This is a genomic window from Stieleria marina (genome assembly GCA_007741555.1).
GTDB lineage: Bacteria > Planctomycetota > Planctomycetia > Pirellulales > Pirellulaceae > K23-9.
The window spans coordinates 1012535-1031105 of record CP036526.1 but is presented as its reverse complement, the minus strand read 5'-3'; the positions used below and the strand labels follow the sequence as shown (position 1 = coordinate 1031105).

Sequence of the window (18571 nt, the reverse complement as noted above, 5' to 3'; positions counted from 1 at the left end):
CGGAGAGAGGGAGATCGAGAATCAACCGATCGGGCTGGTTCCGATTTACTCAGCGCCGAGTCATTCAGCGGCGTCGCGCTGGCCACCTTAACCAGCTACTTTGCGTTCGATTTCTAACAAATCGCATGAACGAGCGACCAGATCGTCGATCGCGAACGGTTTCTGCATAAAATCGTTTGCACCGGCTGCCTTGAGACCGTCAACCTTGCTGTGTTCGACCATCCCGGAGATGCAAAGGATCTTGACCATATCCAAAGCCGGGTCGCTGCGAACTCGCTGACAAACTTCTTTGCCGTTGATATCGGGAAGCATAACGTCCAAAACAACAAGGTCAGGTCGAAATTCCTTGACGCCCATACCGGCATCAAAACCGTTGTTGGCAGTGCGAATCTCGAACCGTCCGTCGCGTTCGAACCCATCCTTGATCAGATCAACCAAGTCTTGATCGTCATCAACGATTAAGAGCTTCTTTTTGCCGCTCTCCAACGCATCCGTTGGAATTCCGTTGTCCTTCATGAACAGGTAAAGCTGCTCACGAGGAATCCGACGAAACTTGCTGCCCGGGACACGAAATCCCTTCAACGAACCATTGTCGAAACAACGAATGATCGTTTGCTGGCTAACCTTGCAAATCTTAGCCGCTTCGCCTGTCGTAAAAACCGTTTTTGTGGTCATGGCAGAAACCATCCTCCCTGCATGACTAAGCCGTTGCCAATGTATTGTTTGAGCTGAAAGAAAGTCGGTCGCAGTCATAGCACGACACATTTATCTCCCGCTGGAATTCTGTGCAGCGAACCGTTCCGTCGGAACATCCTTTCGCTAGCAATCAAAACACACAAGCAAACCCTGCTTACGTATTCTGGCTGCAACACCAAGAACCCTCTCTTAGCAAACCCCCGTGTCCCCGCACTAGCGCATTACAGCACCAATCTACGCGAAAAACGCAAGCGGCAAGAAACTCCAAGTCACTCCGCTTTACCAAGCTTGCCTCGACTGCGAATTCTATCGATTTAACTCACTAGGTCAAGATCGATCGAATCGCCGTAAGTTACGCAAAGGCTTTGGTTTACTGAAGTGAGCCAAATTTTTGTTGCAGAAGTTTTCAATTGGTACGCAAAGCCAAGACGGATTACAGCGCTGTTTCCACACGCGTAACGCTCCATTTGCGCTCAGGTGGTCCATTTGCATCTAAGTGGTGGCATTCCCCAATCCATAGCGGAACGCTTGCAAGGGAATGCCGTCATGGATTGCCAAGGCGATTATTTCAAATACGCCATCACCAACGCGATGTCCGCTGGAGTGATGCCACTGATGCGTTTGGCTTGATCCAGATTCGAAGGGCGAATCTTATTCAGTTTCTCACGGGCTTCGCCTCGCAGCGACCCGATGCGTTCGTAGTCAAACGATTCGGGGATAATCTTTTCGGCCAGACGGTGCTGTTTTTCGACCTCCATCTTTTGGCGATTGACGTAGCCTTCGTACTTGATGTCGTAGACGCACTGCTGGGCGGCTTCGGAGTCGACGGTGTTGAGATCGCTGACCAAACCACACATCGTGTCCCATGTCACTTCGGGACGGCGCAAGTAAACATCGCCCGTGACGTTTTCTACGCGAGCGGCTCGCAACAATGTCATGGCCCGGTCGATGTCCGCCATCTTGCTGCGAAAACGATCGCGCCGCGCCGCTGTTATCAGTCCCAGCTGATCCGCCGCAGCTGTCAACCGCCGATCGGCGTTGTCCTGTCGCAAGAGCAACCGATATTCCGCGCGGCTGGTAAACATTCGATACGGCTCATCGGTTCCCGACGTGACCAAGTCGTCGACCAAAACCCCGACGTAGGCTTGGTCGCGGGTCGGTAGCCACATGTCTTTGCCGGCCACTTTGCGAGCAGCGTTGAGGCCAGCGATCAAACCTTGACCGGCCGCTTCTTCGTAGCCTGTCGTACCGTTGATCTGTCCCGCCAAGAACAACCCGTCGATGGCCTTGGACTCCAAGTGCGACCAAAGCTGCGTTGGCGGGCAAAAATCATACTCCACCGCGTAGCCATAACGCATGATTGACGCGTTTTCCAAACCATCGATCAACCGAAACATTTTGTCCTGCACGTCGCGTGGCAGGCTGGTTGAGATTCCGTTGACATAGACTTCCTGCGTCTCGCGGCCTTCGGGTTCCAAGAACAATTGGTGACTTTCCTTGTCGGCGAAGCGAACCACCTTGTCTTCGATCGAAGGACAGTAACGTGGGCCGCGCGTGTTGATCTGGCCGCTGTACATCGGCGCGCGGTGTAAATTTTCGCGGATCAAATCATGAACGGCATTGTTCGTGTACGTGATGTGACACGGCATCTGCTGAAGGTTCAGCTTGCCCGTCAAATACGAAAACGGTTGCGGCTGGTCGTCGCCGGGCTGCTCTTCGGTTTTCGAAAAATCGATCGTGCGTGCGTTCAACCGTGGCGGCGTACCGGTTTTGAAACGATCGATTTCAAAACCCAATCGATTCAGCGCTCCGCTGATTCCTTTGGTCGTGCCCTCCCCTGCCCTGCCGCCCGCCGACTTGGCTTCGCCGGTATGCATGATCGCTTGCAGGAAAGTCCCCGTGGTCAGCACAACCGTCGGAGCAAGGTATTGAGCGTCGCCGCGCACGCTGACACCGATGATCCGGTCGCGACCGTCGATGGTTTCCGTTAGCAGATCTTCGACGGTCTCTTGCCGCAGATCGAGATTGTCTTGCAATTCGATCCGGTGCTTGATGTGGTTTTGGTACGCCTTCTTGTCGGCTTGCGCGCGGGGGCTGTGCATCGCGGGGCCCTTGCGCACATTTAGCAACCGAAACTGGATTCCCGTCGCATCGATCGCTTCGCCCATCAAGCCGCCCAGCGCGTCGACTTCCCGCACAATCTGGCCTTTTGCAACGCCGCCGATCGCTGGGTTGCAGGACATTTGCCCGACCGTATCCAGGTTGGTTGTCAGCAATGCCGTCTTGGCTCCGACTCGTGCAGCGGCAGCAGCGGCTTCGGTGCCGGCGTGCCCTGCCCCGATGACAACGACGTCGTATTGATAGCGAATCTGGCTCATTGGAGGCTAATTTAGGGGTGATATGCGGGGTATTCACGTCTACGCCTGATCGTCGCAGCCGTTTTCTTCAAGACAGTTCGACAATTTTGCCGAATCCGAACAAGTGGGACTAGCACGCCCTGCGCGCCGATTTTTTGGCCTGCGGGTGGATTCGTCCGTTCACGCTCGTTTTCTGCCATCAAGGCTCGGTCGACAAGATGCGTTCTCGCCAGAAACCCAGCTCTTTCAAAACCAGCTTAACCCAATACGGCCTGGTCGCTGCCGCCAGTTTCGCATTCTGGCCCGCTGGATCGCTGCTGCGCGCCGACGAAACGCTGCCTGCTGCGCAAATGGCACCTCAATCCGCAGCTAGCCGATCCGCCGAAAACCAAGTCGCTTCGTTGCCCGCGTTGCCGCCTCGGACCGCCATGCAGCCAATCAAAGCAACGCCCATCGAGCGCCTTTTGCCAGCCGATCTGACGGACTCGGTGGTTCTCAACTCACGCAGCTTTGGAATCCCATTCAACATCGACAACGCGGGCACACGCCCCGTCGAAGTTCGTTTGTTCGTTTCCCGCGGCAATGACAGCGAGTGGAAATTGTTCGACCGAAAACCACCCACGGTCAAAGAGTTTCAATTTAAAGGAACAGACGACGGCAGGTACTGGTTCGCCACACGCACAATCGACGCAGCGGGCAATGCCCAACCCAAAGATCACTTGTCGCCGCAACTGCGAGTGTTCATCGATACCGCCAAGCCCCAAATGAGCTTGCAAGTCGATGCGGACGCGAGTGGACGTGTCGAGGCCGCATTTACTTATGAAGATCAAACACCGATCAAAAGCATTCAGATTCACTACGCCACGGACGTGCTGCGTGAATGGACCAAGCTGGGCGCTGACAATGCCGTCGCGACGGGAAAAATCAAATTCACTCCCAAAGAAAACTGGCAACAGCTTTCGCTGCAAATCATCACCACCGATGCAGCCAACAACCGAGCGGTCATCTCGAAACTGATCCAGCGACCTCGCATCGCCACAGAAAAGACGCCCGATTTTGCAGTGATCGATGCGTACGACCACGCCGCCGGACCGCACGAGATCCAACTGGTCGCCAATGGCGAGGACAACCCGATCAGTAGCAGCGCAGCGCGTCGCAAGCTGGCCACCGAAGGCTCAAACAAATCGCACCCCAGCATGTACGTGCACCGCGCCGATGACACCAACCGGTCCATTTTTGTCACCGGCGGCGGATCTCAACCCAGCGACGACGCTAAAGCAAAATTGCCAGCCGTCGACGCCGATGCAAAAATCGCTCAGGTCCCCACTTATGCGCCTCCGACCAATCGGCGTTCGCCACAACCGGTCACCAATTCGTTCTTTCGCCCCGGGCAACCTGGCGCGTCGGCAAGCGCCACGCAGCCATTTGACCCACGTCAAACGGACCCGCGTTCGCTCACACAGCCAAACACACGAACCAATCAGTTCGGTTTGAGTGGTGCTCCCCAAACACGATCCTTCGGGCCACCGTCGGTCACGCAGAACCGCAAGCAGTATCAACTGATGCGTCCAACTCCGGCTCAGCCAGCTGCAACAGCGACTGCACCGCCAGCGACGTTTGCACCGCGTTTAAACGCTCCGCCGGCAAACGTGGCAACCAAATTGCCGGCTGCCAATACTGGGGCGTCCCGCATGTTGGGCACGCAATCAGTCGATCCCAATGCGCCACCTGTTCCGCGTGGAATGACAGCCCCAGACAGCATGCAGCGGCCTAGCGCATTTCAACTGCCACCGTCAATGCACACTCCAGCAATCACATCGCCGACAACTGGCGCGCCCGCAATCGCGATGCCCAGCCCGCAGCCAACAACACCACCATTTCAGCCCGCGCCCCAATTCCCGGCTCAACAGTTTGCGCCTCGGCAATCTCCACCGCAGCCGTTTTCGGCTATCCCACAATTTCCAGCCGCGCAGCCATCCGCCGCTCCGAACCCTGGCATGATTTCACTACCGCCGGCTTCGACCCCCGAACAAATCAGCAACGGCTTTGGCGGGTTGAACAAGCCCAATGGGCCTCAGACTTTTGCTGCCACGGAACAAACCGAACCCCAGCAACCGGCCGAACTATCGATTGATCGCCAGCCGCCAAAACAGCGCGCATCGCGAACGGTTGCCGAAGCCATGCGGCCACTGGATCCCAAAACCGCCAGCAACAATCCAACACAAGCCACTGCGAAATCACCGTCCGACAAACAACCTTCAAAAAAACAACCGATCGACGTCGAATCGCCCGCCTACCGTGCGATGCGACAGTCACAAGCGGACTACGACCAGGCTCTCTTGGCCGATCGCACAGTAGTTCGTTACAGCGACAGCGAACGCTTTTCGCTGGAGTACGAACTGGAAGCCATCGGCGCTGGCGGTGCCGAATCGGTTGAACTTTACGGCAGTACCAACGCGGGAAAAACTTGGAAACGTTGGGGCAACGACCCCGACCTGACCAGCCCGTTCGATATCGAAACCAAGGGTGAAGGAACCTTCGCGTTCAAGATTGTCGTGATCAGTCGCAACGGTCTAGCAAGCCCGCGGCCGCTCTCAGGTGAAACACCCGACATCGCCGTGATCGTGGACAAGTCCAAGCCGGACGTCAAAATCACCGACGTCAAATACGGCGAAGGCGAACGAACGGGTTCGCTGGTGATTCGCTACGACTGCAAAGATCCCAACCTGATGCAGCGACCGATCGCTCTGTCGTTTAGTGACTCACCCGACGGGCCATGGACCACGATTGCTGGTGGACTGCAAAACGAAGGTGACTACGTCTGGCCCGGCGACCCAGAATTACCACGAAAGATCTACTTGCGCATCGATGCCAAAGATCGCGCAGGCAACGACGGCACGTATCTGCTGGAAGAACCGATCGATTCACAAGGTCTAGCCCCGCGTGCCCGCATCCGTGGTTTCCGTTCGCTCAGCGACCGAAGCTTTGCAGATCCAAAGGATCAAACCGCCGGCCGCCCCAGCGGTTCATTCAAATAGCCCTAGCAGTTTATCCTGAAGTGCCAACCTGAGTTTCTCTCGCAGGCTTGGCTGATTGCAGGGCAAAACCACTTTGGGCGCGGTGCTGGGGATGAGCACATCATGCCGAGTCGCGGCCGACTTCTCGATGCGGTATCTTGCTACCGAACCGTCTTTTTCGCGGCCAGCCACTTCCTGCCAGCCACATCATGCCAGTCCTGCACGCGTTTGAATTCCTGACAAAATCGGCAGAAAAAACCGCCGCCAATCCGCCTGCGGTCGCCGCTGTTTTTGGCTCTGACGCCACGCTGCGTTCTTGGTCCATGTCGGCGCTTACGTCGACCGGCGACGTCACACAGTTTGACGGCGAGAGCGTGCGATGGTCGGATTTGAAAGACGACTTGTCCACCGCGTCGCTTTTTGACATGGGCGAAAAACGCACGATTGTGGTGCGAGGCGCCGACAAGTTTGTCAGCGACCATCGACCTGAACTGGAAAAACACGTCGCCAAACCCGGATCCGCTAGCCGTTTCATTCTGGAACTATCATCGCTGGCATCCAACACTCGGCTTTACAAAGCCATCGCTGGCGAACATGTCTTGGTCGCGTGCAATTCGGCGACGGACAAAAAACTAGGCGTCACCGCGGCAACACGCCGGAAATTTTTGACCGACTACGTGGCAGGTCGCCACAAGGCAAAGCTGAATGCCAGCGCCGCGGACGCAATGATCGAAATGATGGGCGAAGAAATCGGCATGCTGGATACCGAGATCGCGAAACTGGCGCTGTACTGCGACGAAGGCAAACCGATTGACGAAGCCATGGTGCGCGACATCGTGGCGGGTTGGCAAGGCAAAACGGTTTGGCAAATCACCGACGCCATTGCCGCCGGCGACGCCGCCGAAGCTTTACGCCAGCTAGACAAACTGATGAGCGGCGGACAAAAACCCATCGCGTTGCTGCCACAGATCGCGTGGTCGCTCCGTCGATTGGGCATGGCTACGGCGATGGTCGAACATCGCGAGAAGCAAGGTCGCAAATGGCAACTCGAAGACGCTCTGTCGTCGGCGGGCATCAACCGACCATCCGATATCCAACGTGCCAAAGCACAACTCAAAGGACTCGGTCGCCATCGCGCCAAGAACCTGCTCGGCTGGTTGCTCGACGCTGACCTTCGCCTGAAGGGCACCCACAGCCAAGACGGTCGCGACCGGTTTTTGCTGGAACAATTTGTTATCAAGCTGGCAAAAAACTAGCCACCTGCTTCAAGCCAGCATCTCACCCAGCTGTTTGACGATCGCACTTTCAGACGGAAACTCTTTCGTCTCCAGCTTCGAATAAATCAGTCCCCCGTCCACTGTTACCTCAAAACATCCGCCACCGTCGGGAACCAGAGTCAGTGCTGTGATTTGCTTTCGATGTTCCGACGCAATCTTCTCCGCCAAACTGGCGGCTTGAGGAGCGTAGTTTCACATACTGCAGAATTTGATTTCGACTTTCATCGATTTATTCCTTGGGTTTGGTTGGGCTACATCCGAGTACTGGTGCCTTTGGTCAGCGCCATGAACGCTGATTCCAAGTCCAGTTCTTCTTCGGTGAATTGTTTCAGTGCAATGCCGTTTTCGATCAATAGCTTCGGCAGATCACTGTAGTCCTCTACTTCTGCTTTCAGCACCACGCGAACTGCGTCATCGCCGGTATCGACACCTTGGACTTTGGCGTGGTCTTTCAACAGGTCGGCGATCGTACTCATTTGACCACGCTGGGCTGGCTGAACAACCAGTACGGTATGCTCACGAACCATTTTGATCACTTCAGTGACCTTGGCGTTTTGTTTCAGCTCGCCGCGATCGATGATGCCTACCTTGTTACAGACGTCAGCCAGCTCGGGCAAAATATGACTGCTGACGATGATCGTTTTTCCCATTTCGCCAAGCTTGCGAAGCAGGTTCCGCATTTCGATTCGCGCCCGCGGGTCCAAACCTGACAAGGGTTCATCCAACAACAACACTTGTGGGTCATGCAACATCGTTCGTGCCAATCCCAGCCGCTGCGTCTGGCCACGTGAAAGTGTGTTGGCGTACGCGTCACGTTTGAAATCCAAATCAACGACGTCCAACATTTCGTCAACGCGTTTCTTTCTCGCGTCGCCGCCAATTCGGTAGGCAGCAGCAAAAAACTCCAAGTACTCCACGACGGTCATATCGTCGTAAACGCCGAAAAAGTCGGGCATGTAGCCAACCAACCGGCGAATCTCTTTGGGCTGCGTGTGAACACTGTGACCGCACACATAGGCTTCGCCCCAACTGGGTTCCAACAGCGTTGCGATGATTCGCATCGTCGTCGTCTTGCCCGCACCGTTGGGACCGATAAACCCAAACAAATCGCCCGGTTCCAAATCCAGATCGATGGCGCGAATCGCAAACGCATCGCCATACTTCTTCGTTAAATCGACTGTTTTGATCACGAGGCTGCAATTTGGGAAAAAGAACAAGGAAACAATTGGAAAAACTAGCACGGGTCGAACCGAACTAGCGACTGCGTGCCGATTGGACTGGTAGCACGATTCGGACCATCGACAGAGTTTGGCCGGTCGGCCGCACGATGTTTTCCGGTTCATCCCCGCGATGCACGGGTTTCAGTTCGACGTCCAACCAGGGGTCACGCAATCGTCCGACCAACATACAACGATCACCGACTAGCAACTCACTGAGGTCCAACTGCTTCAGCGGGCCATTCTTCAATCCCGTGTAACGTGAACCGCCAACTGCACCGTGGAACATCAGCATCTCTGCCATCCGCGACGGCGACTTGAAATCAGTGGCCAACCAAGACTCATTCTTCACGCTGTTCTTCTCCAGCATCTCTTGCCGCGATAGTCGCCAACGAAAATTCTTTTGTCTTAGGTCTTCGATAAAATCAATCGTGCTGCCACCACGAAACCGCGTTGGCAACAAATAAACCCAGTTGCCATAAACCAGCATTGCATCGAGCAGATCGACGGAAAGCGGGTTGGTCAATTTTCCCTCCAGAAGTTCGCTACCTCGCCGGCGCTTGACTCCATCACTCAGAACCAGGCTTGGGGTGAATCGAAACTGCGTCGCCAAAGACTTGCTGCTCCGCGGCGCGATTGCCAAATCCTGAACCGAAGATTGGCTTCTATCACCCTGGTCGGCCATGGCCACGTGGTAGGCAGGCAGACGCGCATCTTCGCCAGCGATCTGGATGCCGCCAAACGTCGTGCCAGGTGTACCAAACGGAGCCGTGTAGTTCTGTGTCATCGTTTCGGCAAGCGATGAGAGCGGCTGAGTCGCCCTCATCGTCAAATCAAACTGGTTGGCGGAATGAGAGTAAAGGTAGCTCCATGCAAACCCGTTGCCAATTTGTCCAGCCACGTCGACATCCACGATTTCGATTCGGTTGCATTGAACCAACATCGAATCCGCTCTATCTGGCTTGGCGGCTTCGTCACTGCTGGAATTAGCAGAAACGTTGATCGCCGAACTAGCCCGCGGCAACGACCAAGTAGCCAATAGCGCCGACAGACCTAGAGCCACGATGGGAAACGTCAGCCATCCCAACAGTGGTTTGCCGAACACGCGATTGATGAGGAAATAGTCCAGCGGTCCCACCAAAGCAATCAAGGCTAGCAGGATCATCGCAAGCACTGAGAACCCGATCTGACGTTTGACGGGAAATTGATCCAGCGTCGCCCGAGTCTGCCCCGCAAGATCGTCAAACGCTGTGATGCGATTGCGAGAAATCCGCTCCTTGTCGATCGAAAATGCATCCCCGGTTACACCGCGGATCAAGTCCATCCGTTCAGGCCAAGCTGCAAACGTTTCGCTTTCCAGATCCGCTGCCAACACTGTCACGCGGCCAAGTCCGACAATGTAGTCGACCGCGATTGGCGTACTGACACGGCGTGCCGTTCGACCGGTCAGAAGAACTTCGCCTTGGTTTTTTGGCAATCTAACGCCGACAAATTCGGTCAAAGGAGTCTGCGTCGACGTGAACGTCTCGATTGCCGACGGACTTAATTCGACCGTTTCCATATCGCGTTGGATAGGAAGCAAATCGACCAGCCACGGCGCCGCCTTGGAAAGCTCCGGAGCGGATTGGCCAAGCGTCAAAAACACTTTTCCACCGGAATTGATCCAATCAACGATCGCTTGTTGCTGTGATGCCTGAAGTTGTTGCAGCAGTGAATAGCCGACGGAATTGATCATGATGATGTCGACACCGTGATAACCCATCGACGAATCAGGCAGCTCACTGACATCGCTGGGGATTGACACCGCGATCTGTGCATCGCGATCAAGTAGTTCGTTGGCGCCCAACTGATCGACGCTCAGCGGATCTCCCAAGCAAACCACCCAAGGCATGTCGATGGGAATCGCAGATGGACCTCGGGCGGGAGAACCGATTTCGGGAAACCGTGATTTGATGACGACCTCTTCGCCACGACGCACCAATATCGGTGCTGCCTCGGTTCCGGGAACCACGTAGCCGTATCGATAGTCACTCGTCAGATTCTGGGCAGATTCAGCCGATGGCAAATCAAAAACGACTCGCACACCATCACCATCGAGCGTTTCGATGGTTATGTCACCTTGATCGACCGGATCGGTTGCGTCGATCCGAACGGCAGTCCAGTATCCAATTCGGTAGTTTCCGGCGATACCGAACACAACGCCGTCTTTGCCAGTGGATTCAGCCGCAGGACTTTCAAGCGAAGGGGTTTCCGCTGTTGCAAACGAACCCGCGCTGCCGATCCAAACGATGCCCAGCAGCAACAGACAGAACAACGGTCGCAACCATTTCCCCGGCTGCCAACCGCTTCCAAGCGGTGCGTCTCGTTCAAACTGCGGGTGGGCACAGTGCACCACGCAGCGATGGACGGCGTCTAAGACACGGACGGCGTCGAAGACAGCGGCTCCCAAAACAAGACGCTTGCCTAGCCAATTCAATGACCTCGGAGAGAGGTTGGGAGGATCCAGGTTCATGGTTTTTCCGAATTGGGACACTCGCATACCAAACGTTGGCATCCCGGACAGCCGTTTCCATATTTGGCAGTCAAAGCAGCGTTCAGGTCAATTTTGGCAACATTGGCAATTGTGGCCAGCCAAGCGATCACATCGGCGAACTCCTCGGCCAAATTTTCTCGATCGTCGCCCCTTAGCGCCGATGCAAGTTCGCCGACTTCTTCCATCAACCACATAAATGTTCCGTCGACGCCGCGAGCCACATCTTTTTCGTAGTACATCCGGTGAATGTGACGTTGCAAATCGGCGACCGAAAGTTCGGGTTCAGAATCGGGCATGGAAATTTCGGGCGGCAAAGGTCGTCAGTTAAAAATCAGATCAAGCGGAACGACGGCGATTGTAAACCAACGTCCCCTTCTTCGTGACGGGGCAACGTCATCTTCGCAACCGGTCATTGACAGGCCTTGAGCCCAGCCACTCGAGTCGAATCCGGTCCGTGGAATTCCGCCCCAATTAGGCGTCAAACCCAATACCTGTCGCAATGAACGCCTCCGTCCCGGCCAGGCATCTGGAATTTGCGTGAATCGCACGCAATTTGCGGGCGCTAGCACGAGCAGTAAATCGTCCATTACAGTGTTCGTACATGTGATACAGCGAAATCGGCCAACTGGTTCCGCTCTTTCTATTCCACTTTCTCCATCGCGATCGATTTTTTGAGTGATATGCCTGCTCGCGAGTCGACTTCCTTGAATCCCGAAAAGGGTGACGGTCGATCGACGGCGATGCGTCCCAAAACGACTGCAAAGATCAACGATCAGCCCGGCGGTTCGCCCGTCGCGACACCGACAGCGGAGCATCAAAATCGTTCGAACAAAGGAGATTCTAATTCGGGATTCCATGCGTATCCGTTTTATGCTCCGCGATTTTGGCATGGAATGCGGCCCCTGGCTTGGCTGCGGCTGATCCGCCACGGCCGATATCATTTTAGCCCCAGCCGATTTCCGCATGCGATCGGCGTTTCCTTCGCGGTGGTTTTCAACACCATCCTGGCGGGCATTCAATACGCCGCGTTTTATCGCCGGCTGTCCTCCGCTGAACTTCACGGTCCGCCCGTCTTTATTATTGGGCATTGGCGAAGCGGAACCACGCTGCTGCACGAGTTGATGGTCCGGGACGAACGGTACAGCAGCCCATCGACGTATCAATGCTTTGCACCTCATCACTTTTTGTTGACCGAATGGTTCTTTCGCCGGTTCCTGGCTTGGCTGTTACCAGGCAAGCGTCCGATGGACAACATGCAAGCCGGCTGGGAGCGACCACAAGAAGACGAGTTCGCGATTATGAATCTGGGGCAGCCATCGCCCTACCGCCGCATCGCGTTTCCCAACGAAGGTCCGGTCGACATGGATTTTCTTGATTTTGAAGGCGTCGACGAAAAGCGGCTCCGATCGTGGCTCTCCACGTTGCGGCGATTTTTGTTGACCGTCAGCACGGTGACGCAAAGGCCACTGGTGATCAAAAGCCCGACACACACCGGCCGCATCAAAAAACTGGCAGACGAATTCCCCGAAGCCCGATTCATTCACATGACGCGCGACCCCAAAGCGCTGTTCCCATCGACACGGCGTCTTTGGCGTGGACTCTGCGAGGCGCAGGCTTTGCAAGTACCGACGCACGCTGACGAAAACGAGTACGTCAATGAATGCTTTCAACGCATGTACAACGCCTTCGAGAAAGACAGCCAACAGATCGACGAACATCGATTGATTCACGTCCGCTACGAAGATTTGGCCGCCAATCCGCTCGATACGATGCAGACGATTTACTCCACACTACGATTGAGCGACTTCGAATCGGCCCGCGCCTCCATCGAAGAATGGGCCCGAACCGAACACAAGTCGTACCAAACCAATCAGCACTCGCTCAGCGACCAAGACGAAGCCTTGATCAAGGACGTCTGGGGTCAGTACGCTCAGCGTTATGGCTACGAAATTTAGACTGTCAAGTCAAAGTACAAATTGAAATTCGCCGTTCGCACTTATTCTTTTTTAATCTCTTGCTATGCCATTTAACAATCGTTTCTCAGTTTGCCCAACGCTGTTTGTCCTCGTCGCTATCGGGTTGCTTTTCCCCGGCTGCAAAAAAGATTCGTCAAACAACCCCGCAGCGAAAGATACGGACGCGCCAATCACCGAATCGCTAGTTCCGACTACCGCCTATGAAGCTAGCGGAGAGCAACTTCTTGGCGCACGTTTGGATCCCGAGTTGGCTAGCGAAGGCTGGGTCCGACTTTTCGATGGACACACGCTCTTTGGCTGGGAAATCACTGGCAACGCGAACTGGCGAATCGAAGACGAAACACTGACCGTCGACAAAGGCGAGCGAAGTTTGCTCTGCTCGTCCACGGACTGGAAAGATTACGAACTAACACTCGAATTCAACGCGGACGAAAAAACCAATAGCGGCGTCTTTTGCCGAACGATTATCGATCCCACCGATGTCGAACTGGAATGCTACGAAGTCAACATCGCACCCGACGACAACCCCTACCCCACGGGCGGAATCGTCAAGCGACAGGAGGTTTCCAAAGATGCACCGGAGCAATCGTTTGGCACTTGGCGACGAATGACGATTCGCATCGAGGGCCCTGACGTAAAAGTCACCGTGGACGACAAGGTGGTTTGCCAATACAAGGATCCCGGACAGACACCTGGAAACCGTATCGCACTTCAACACAACAGCGGGCGGGTTGCTTTTCGTGACATTCGTATCAAACGGCTCGGTCTGGAATCCCTGCTGGATAAAGACCTGTCGCAGTGGAAAAAATACCCCAAGATGCCAGGCGAGTTCACCGCCACAAAAGACGGCCATCTGCAAGTCAAAGGTGGACGCACGCAACTGGAAAGCAAAGAGTCCTACGATGACTTTGTTCTGTTAGCCGATTACAAAATGGCCGACGAAAAAATGAACTCTGGCATTTTCTTTCGCTGTATCCCCGGCGACGAAATGATGGGCTACGAATGCCAAGTCAGTAACCAACGCAAAGACGGCAATCCGCTGATCCCCGCTGACTGCGGCACAGGCGGAATTTTCAAACGCCAAGACGCTCGGTTTGTCGGTGGCGACCCTGGCGAGTGGTCGACGGTGCTTCTGTCGGTCCAAGGCTCGCATATCGCGGCCTGGGTCAACGGTGTGCAAGTCACCGACTGGGTCGATGATCGCAAAGCGGATAAAAATCCTCGCCGCGGCCAACGACTGGAAGCGGGAACCCTGATGATCCAAGGACACGACCCCGGCACCGACGCCGTGTTCCGGCAATTCAAGATCACCAGTGGTCTGGATAAAACCGACGGCTAGATCACGTGCTCCTAAATCACGTGCACTTAGATCACTTGCCCAGTTCGATCATCAATCCGGTGGAACTGGACTTTTTCGGTCGCTTCATCGGGCGACTTCAGTGACACCAACCAATAGGGTTGGCTGGGCACTTGAGCGGCAACCATCGCTTCGACCTCAGCGGGATCTGTCATCCCGCTATCGTTGCAACACCGCGAGTAGAACGCCTTTTCTTTCTCGATCTTCGCGTCGTCAAAAAAGACCGCCGAACATTTCTGCCCGGGTGAAACGCCACCACAATGATCGATCGCAATCATAATTGCGGATTGTTGATCCAAATTCCGTTTCATCACGCCATTAATCTGTAGTTGGCTTCTGAACTGCAATTGCCCGCGCGGCCACGTACCAGCGCGGCGCCGTTTCCGATCACTCTAGTTCAATCGGCAGTTCCGACAACGCCCGCATGCCGGTTCCTGTACGCCACCGCAGATCGGTGGGCGAACAGGCGAGTCGCAGATTCGGGAACCGCTCCAGCAACCTTGTGATCCCGATCTCCGTTTCAATCCGAGCCAACTGAGCGCCCAGGCAAAAGTGGATTCCACCGCCAAAACCCACGTGCTGATTGGGATGTCGTTCAAAGTCAATCGTTTCGGCGTCAGCAAATTTCACAGGATCACAATTCGCTGACGCAAGCAAACCCATGACCTTTTTGCCGCGACGAAGCGAATATCCGTCTAGCTCCGTGTCCGCGGCAACGTAGCGTGGTTTTGTCATCTGCACAGGCGACAAATAACGCACCAATTCGTCCACCGCCTGCAAACGTGACTGCGGATGATCCCACCACCACTGCCGCAGATCTTCTCGCTGCAATAACGTCATCACCGACAGCGAAATCAAATGCGTGGTTGTTTCGTGCCCTGCCATCAACAGTACAAACGCCATGGCCAGTAATTCGTCTTCACTTAGCTTTGATCCGTCTTGCTCAGCTATCACCAATTCACCAATCAATCCTTCCTGCGGATCGTTCCGTTGAAGCTCAAACTGGCCGCGAAAGTAGCGGCTTAATTTCCAAATGCTCGGGACCATCTTCAGAATCCCAATCGGAAACGAAACATTGCCAAATGAACTTGCCCACTGACTGAATTTGTCGCGGTCCTCCTGTGGCAATCCCAGAAGTTCACAGATCACCGACAGAGGCAACACTCTGGAGAAATTGTCCATCAAATTAACTCGCGATTCGTCGGCAAACGCATCGATGGACTCATCGGCTAGTCGCGTCACGTCATCACGCATGCCGTCGATGTTTTTACGCAAAAAAGCAAGCTCGGCAAACTGTCGCAATCGTCGGTGATCCGGCTCGTCCTTTTGCAACATATTCTGGGCCAGCACACGGAACGATCGTGGAAACCAATTCAGAAAATTGCCAAAACCGCTGACGCCAGCGTTGCGAGCTTCCAGTACAAACCGCTGACGATCACGCAGCAGTTGATCTACGGCGCTATACGTCGTCGCGAAATGAATCTTGCCAATGACAGGGATTTTGCACGAAACCAAAGGTGCGTTCTGACGCAGCACGCGGCAAAACGAATACGGATCCGCTTTGAACTCCGCCGACGTCAATTGTTTGAAAGAGATGTCCATGCCATCAGCGTAGTGTGTCGTCGCAGCAAAAAAAACGAGGGCGCCGACGAGTTACCTGGGAATACTCGCTGGCGTCTCGTACTGATTGCAGCCGATTCAATCGTCCGCATCCGCCGAATCTTTGATCACAAACCTTGCCCGCAACCTAGCAACCTCGGTCGCCAAATCCGCCTGCTTGACGCTTTGCAGCACCTCTTCAAAGTCCTTGTACGCCGCGGGAGCCTCGTCCTTAGGATAGCGTCTGCAATTCGTCAAAATGTCCGCTGCGGCAAACGAATCGTCGACGTGTTTTTGATCCAACTCCTTGATCGCACGACGACGCCCCAGCATCCGGCCAGCACCGTGATTGACACTGTACAAGCTTTCCTTGGCCCCTTTGGATGCGACCATCACGGCCGACCCTGCTTGAGGATTTCCGGGCAGCAAAATCGGATGCCCAGTGTGTTCAAACGGCGTGCGACGCAGCGCAGGGTGGCCCGCTGGAAACGCACGTGTGGCTCCTTTGCGGTGCACCCATGATTCGCGGTTGTTGACGATTTCGTTGCGAGCAATATTGTGGCTGATGAAATAGACCAGCTTGCCCTTGGTACCTGGGATCACTTCTGCAAAGGCTTCCAATACCAATGCGTTGATCAACAGGTGATTGACCGTTGCAAAATTCGCCCCCATCGCCATGTCATCGATGTAACTGTCCGCTTCGTCGGAACCTAGCGGTGCGTAAACCAATTGTTTGTCGTTGCCAGGAAGCGGAATTCCCCATTGCTGAAATTTTTCCTCCAGCACCCGGAATTGACCGCTTGCCAAACGGTGACCGATTCCCCGTGATCCGCAGTGCGATAGAAACGCGACACAACCGTTGCGCAACCCAAACGCGTCCGCCGTTTCGCGGGCCGCATCGTCGTTGTTGACTTCAACAATTTCGCATTCGCCAAAATGGTTACCGCCCCCCAACGATCCCAACTGCTGCACGGTTTCGCGGAAACGACGAAACGTCTTGCCTTGACGCAGGTCGTACAAACGCTGTTTCAGCGCGTCGACGCTGTCATCGTGTCCACGGTGAAAAGCATCTTCACAGCGATCGGCCCAGTCGACAGGAATCCCCAACGATGCCAGCACTCCCGATGACGCTCCTTCGGTCATCGCCGCAGAGCCTATTTTTTCGTCAATGCGGCGGCCCTTGGGAACGTCACGCGCCCCTTTGCCCATGCCGGTCGGAATCCTTCGGCAGATCGCATGAATCAACTTTCGCCGGACACCTTCATCAATGACCGCGTCTTCGGGCAAGTCCGTTTGCAGCAGGCTCATCGAACACTTGATGTCGAACCCAACCGGCCCTGGATAAATGTGCGTCGGGGACGCAAGCACACAACCAATCGGAGCACCGTAACCACAGTGCGCGTCCGGATTCAAAACCACATCGGTCACCCCGGGCGCGCAGCGAGAATTGATGGCCTGCTGCAAACACAAGTCGTCAAACGTGTCGCGAATCTTCTCCGTACCAAAAACCTTGACAGGACTATGGTGATCGCCAGCAGGCAAAATCGCGGTGGCTTCGCCAGTAGGAATGATTCGCGGTTCCATCAACTTCTATCCTTTCATCAAACAAAAAAACCGCCGCATCGCTGCGGCGGCACATAGTTTGACAGAGATCAGCAACTCGGTGCAGGTTCGCGCCTGGTTTCGCGTTCGATGAAAACGAGACTCCTACCCGCATGCCTTGGCCGACCTAGCGACGTCGGCGGCGGCGAATCGACACCAAGCAAGCGCCAAAGGCTAAGAAGGTCAAAGACCCTGGTTCGGGCACAGCCGTCACAGCCGAAAACCGAATGTCGTCGATACCAAAGAGATCCGTTGTATCATCGATAAGAGGTACGTTGATCGTCACAGAGTCAAATGAATCCGTGGGATCATGAATACCAAAGAAGTATCTAAAACCGGCCCCGTTAGGTAACTCATTGCTGAACGTCGCATCAGTAAAGTCGAATACAGGATTGCCCGGCACCGAGATTTCGATGTCGCCCAAAAACAGTGCCTCGGGGGCCACAATTTGAAAACTGAATGCGTTGAAACCCGTCGGATTCGAAATCGTAAAACTTGAGTTATCTCGAATCAGCTCATCCACGTCTCCGCCAAGATAGGCATCCCCTGACGTCGTATCATAGTCGTTGGCACTGTCGGGCTTATAAACAACTATCAATTCATCCGTACCGAGTCCCGCCCCGTAGTCAAACTTGAGTCCGTCAAAAACGGTACCGTCGCTGATGATTGCGTCTGCGCCAACAGTGTCAAAGTTGACGGTGGTGAACGGAAGGCCTGTAGCAGCAGTATCAAAGGCACCGGACTCTAAATAGCGAGTCGGTGCCGACATGACGGGAAGTGCTGTTGCCAAGACAGCAACGAGTGAAAGAATGCGAGGTTTCATCGTAGAACCAACGGTGGGCACAGAAAAGAAATCAGAGAAGGATTCCTATTCGCCTCTCATCATCCGACGCTTAGGAATGCAACGATTCTAATTGGCGCGTTTCGCTTCTCCAAAACT

Annotated in this window: 14 protein-coding genes; 4 read left to right on the top strand and 10 right to left on the bottom strand. The window is 54.8% G+C overall.

The window, feature by feature from the left end:
* Positions 1 to 87 precede the first annotated feature (87 nt).
* Entirely contained in the window at positions 88 to 675 is a 588-nt protein-coding gene (locus tag K239x_RS03700) for a response regulator (protein ID WP_419189637.1), read from the bottom strand.
* A 584-nt stretch (positions 676 to 1259) separates the two neighbouring features.
* On the bottom strand, positions 1260 to 3074 hold the full coding sequence (gene mnmG, locus K239x_RS03695) for a tRNA uridine-5-carboxymethylaminomethyl(34) synthesis enzyme MnmG (RefSeq protein WP_145416310.1): 1815 nt from the start codon (positions 3072 to 3074) through the stop codon (positions 1260 to 1262).
* A 197-nt stretch (positions 3075 to 3271) separates the two neighbouring features.
* On the opposite strand from mnmG, the gene K239x_RS03690 reads away from it, so the two are divergent.
* Complete coding sequence (locus K239x_RS03690; protein ID WP_145416309.1) at positions 3272 to 6091, top strand: hypothetical protein; 2820 nt, start codon at positions 3272 to 3274, stop codon at positions 6089 to 6091.
* Positions 6092 to 6279: 188 nt separating this feature from the next.
* The gene (gene holA / locus K239x_RS03685) at positions 6280 to 7326 is read left to right on the top strand and encodes a DNA polymerase III subunit delta (RefSeq protein WP_145416308.1); all 1047 of its coding nucleotides are present in this window, start codon (positions 6280 to 6282) and stop codon (positions 7324 to 7326) included.
* A 9-nt stretch (positions 7327 to 7335) separates the two neighbouring features.
* On the opposite strand, the gene K239x_RS03680 is transcribed toward holA, so the two are convergent.
* From K239x_RS03680 to K239x_RS03665, 4 genes are all read right to left on the bottom strand, one after another.
* Positions 7336 to 7515 (bottom strand): Rdx family protein, encoded by a 180-nt coding sequence (locus tag K239x_RS03680; protein WP_145416307.1) that lies wholly within the window; start codon positions 7513 to 7515, stop codon positions 7336 to 7338.
* 83 nt (positions 7516 to 7598) lie between these two features.
* Entirely contained in the window at positions 7599 to 8537 is a 939-nt protein-coding gene (locus K239x_RS03675; protein ID WP_145416306.1) for an ABC transporter ATP-binding protein, read from the bottom strand.
* A 64-nt stretch (positions 8538 to 8601) separates the two neighbouring features.
* Positions 8602 to 11076 (bottom strand): hypothetical protein, encoded by a 2475-nt coding sequence (locus K239x_RS03670; protein WP_145416305.1) that lies wholly within the window; start codon positions 11074 to 11076, stop codon positions 8602 to 8604.
* Entirely contained in the window at positions 11073 to 11393 is a 321-nt protein-coding gene (locus K239x_RS03665) for a MazG nucleotide pyrophosphohydrolase domain-containing protein (protein WP_145416304.1), read from the bottom strand. The genes K239x_RS03670 and K239x_RS03665 overlap by 4 nt, the downstream gene beginning before the upstream one ends.
* A 384-nt stretch (positions 11394 to 11777) precedes the next feature.
* On the opposite strand from K239x_RS03665, the gene K239x_RS03660 reads away from it, so the two are divergent.
* On the top strand, positions 11778 to 13052 hold the full coding sequence (locus K239x_RS03660; RefSeq protein ID WP_419189636.1) for a sulfotransferase family protein: 1275 nt from the start codon (positions 11778 to 11780) through the stop codon (positions 13050 to 13052).
* 64 nt (positions 13053 to 13116) lie between these two features.
* Positions 13117 to 14412, top strand: coding sequence for a 3-keto-disaccharide hydrolase (locus K239x_RS03655; RefSeq protein WP_145416303.1), 1296 nt, complete (start codon positions 13117 to 13119; stop codon positions 14410 to 14412).
* 26 nt (positions 14413 to 14438) lie between these two features.
* On the opposite strand, the gene K239x_RS03650 is transcribed toward K239x_RS03655, so the two are convergent.
* The 4 genes from K239x_RS03650 to K239x_RS03635 form a co-directional block, all read right to left on the bottom strand.
* The gene (locus tag K239x_RS03650; RefSeq protein ID WP_145416302.1) at positions 14439 to 14741 is read right to left on the bottom strand and encodes a hypothetical protein; all 303 of its coding nucleotides are present in this window, start codon (positions 14739 to 14741) and stop codon (positions 14439 to 14441) included.
* A 76-nt stretch (positions 14742 to 14817) separates the two neighbouring features.
* Positions 14818 to 16032 carry a cytochrome P450 gene (locus K239x_RS03645; RefSeq protein ID WP_145416301.1) on the bottom strand — a complete coding sequence of 405 codons (1215 nt, stop codon included), beginning with the start codon at positions 16030 to 16032 and terminating at the stop codon, positions 14818 to 14820.
* A gap of 96 nt (positions 16033 to 16128) precedes the next feature.
* On the bottom strand, positions 16129 to 17613 hold the full coding sequence (locus K239x_RS03640) for an RtcB family protein (RefSeq protein WP_145416300.1): 1485 nt from the start codon (positions 17611 to 17613) through the stop codon (positions 16129 to 16131).
* Between the two features lie 145 nt (positions 17614 to 17758).
* On the bottom strand, positions 17759 to 18454 hold the full coding sequence (locus K239x_RS03635) for a PEP-CTERM sorting domain-containing protein (protein WP_145416299.1): 696 nt from the start codon (positions 18452 to 18454) through the stop codon (positions 17759 to 17761).
* Positions 18455 to 18571: the final 117 nt, after the last annotated feature.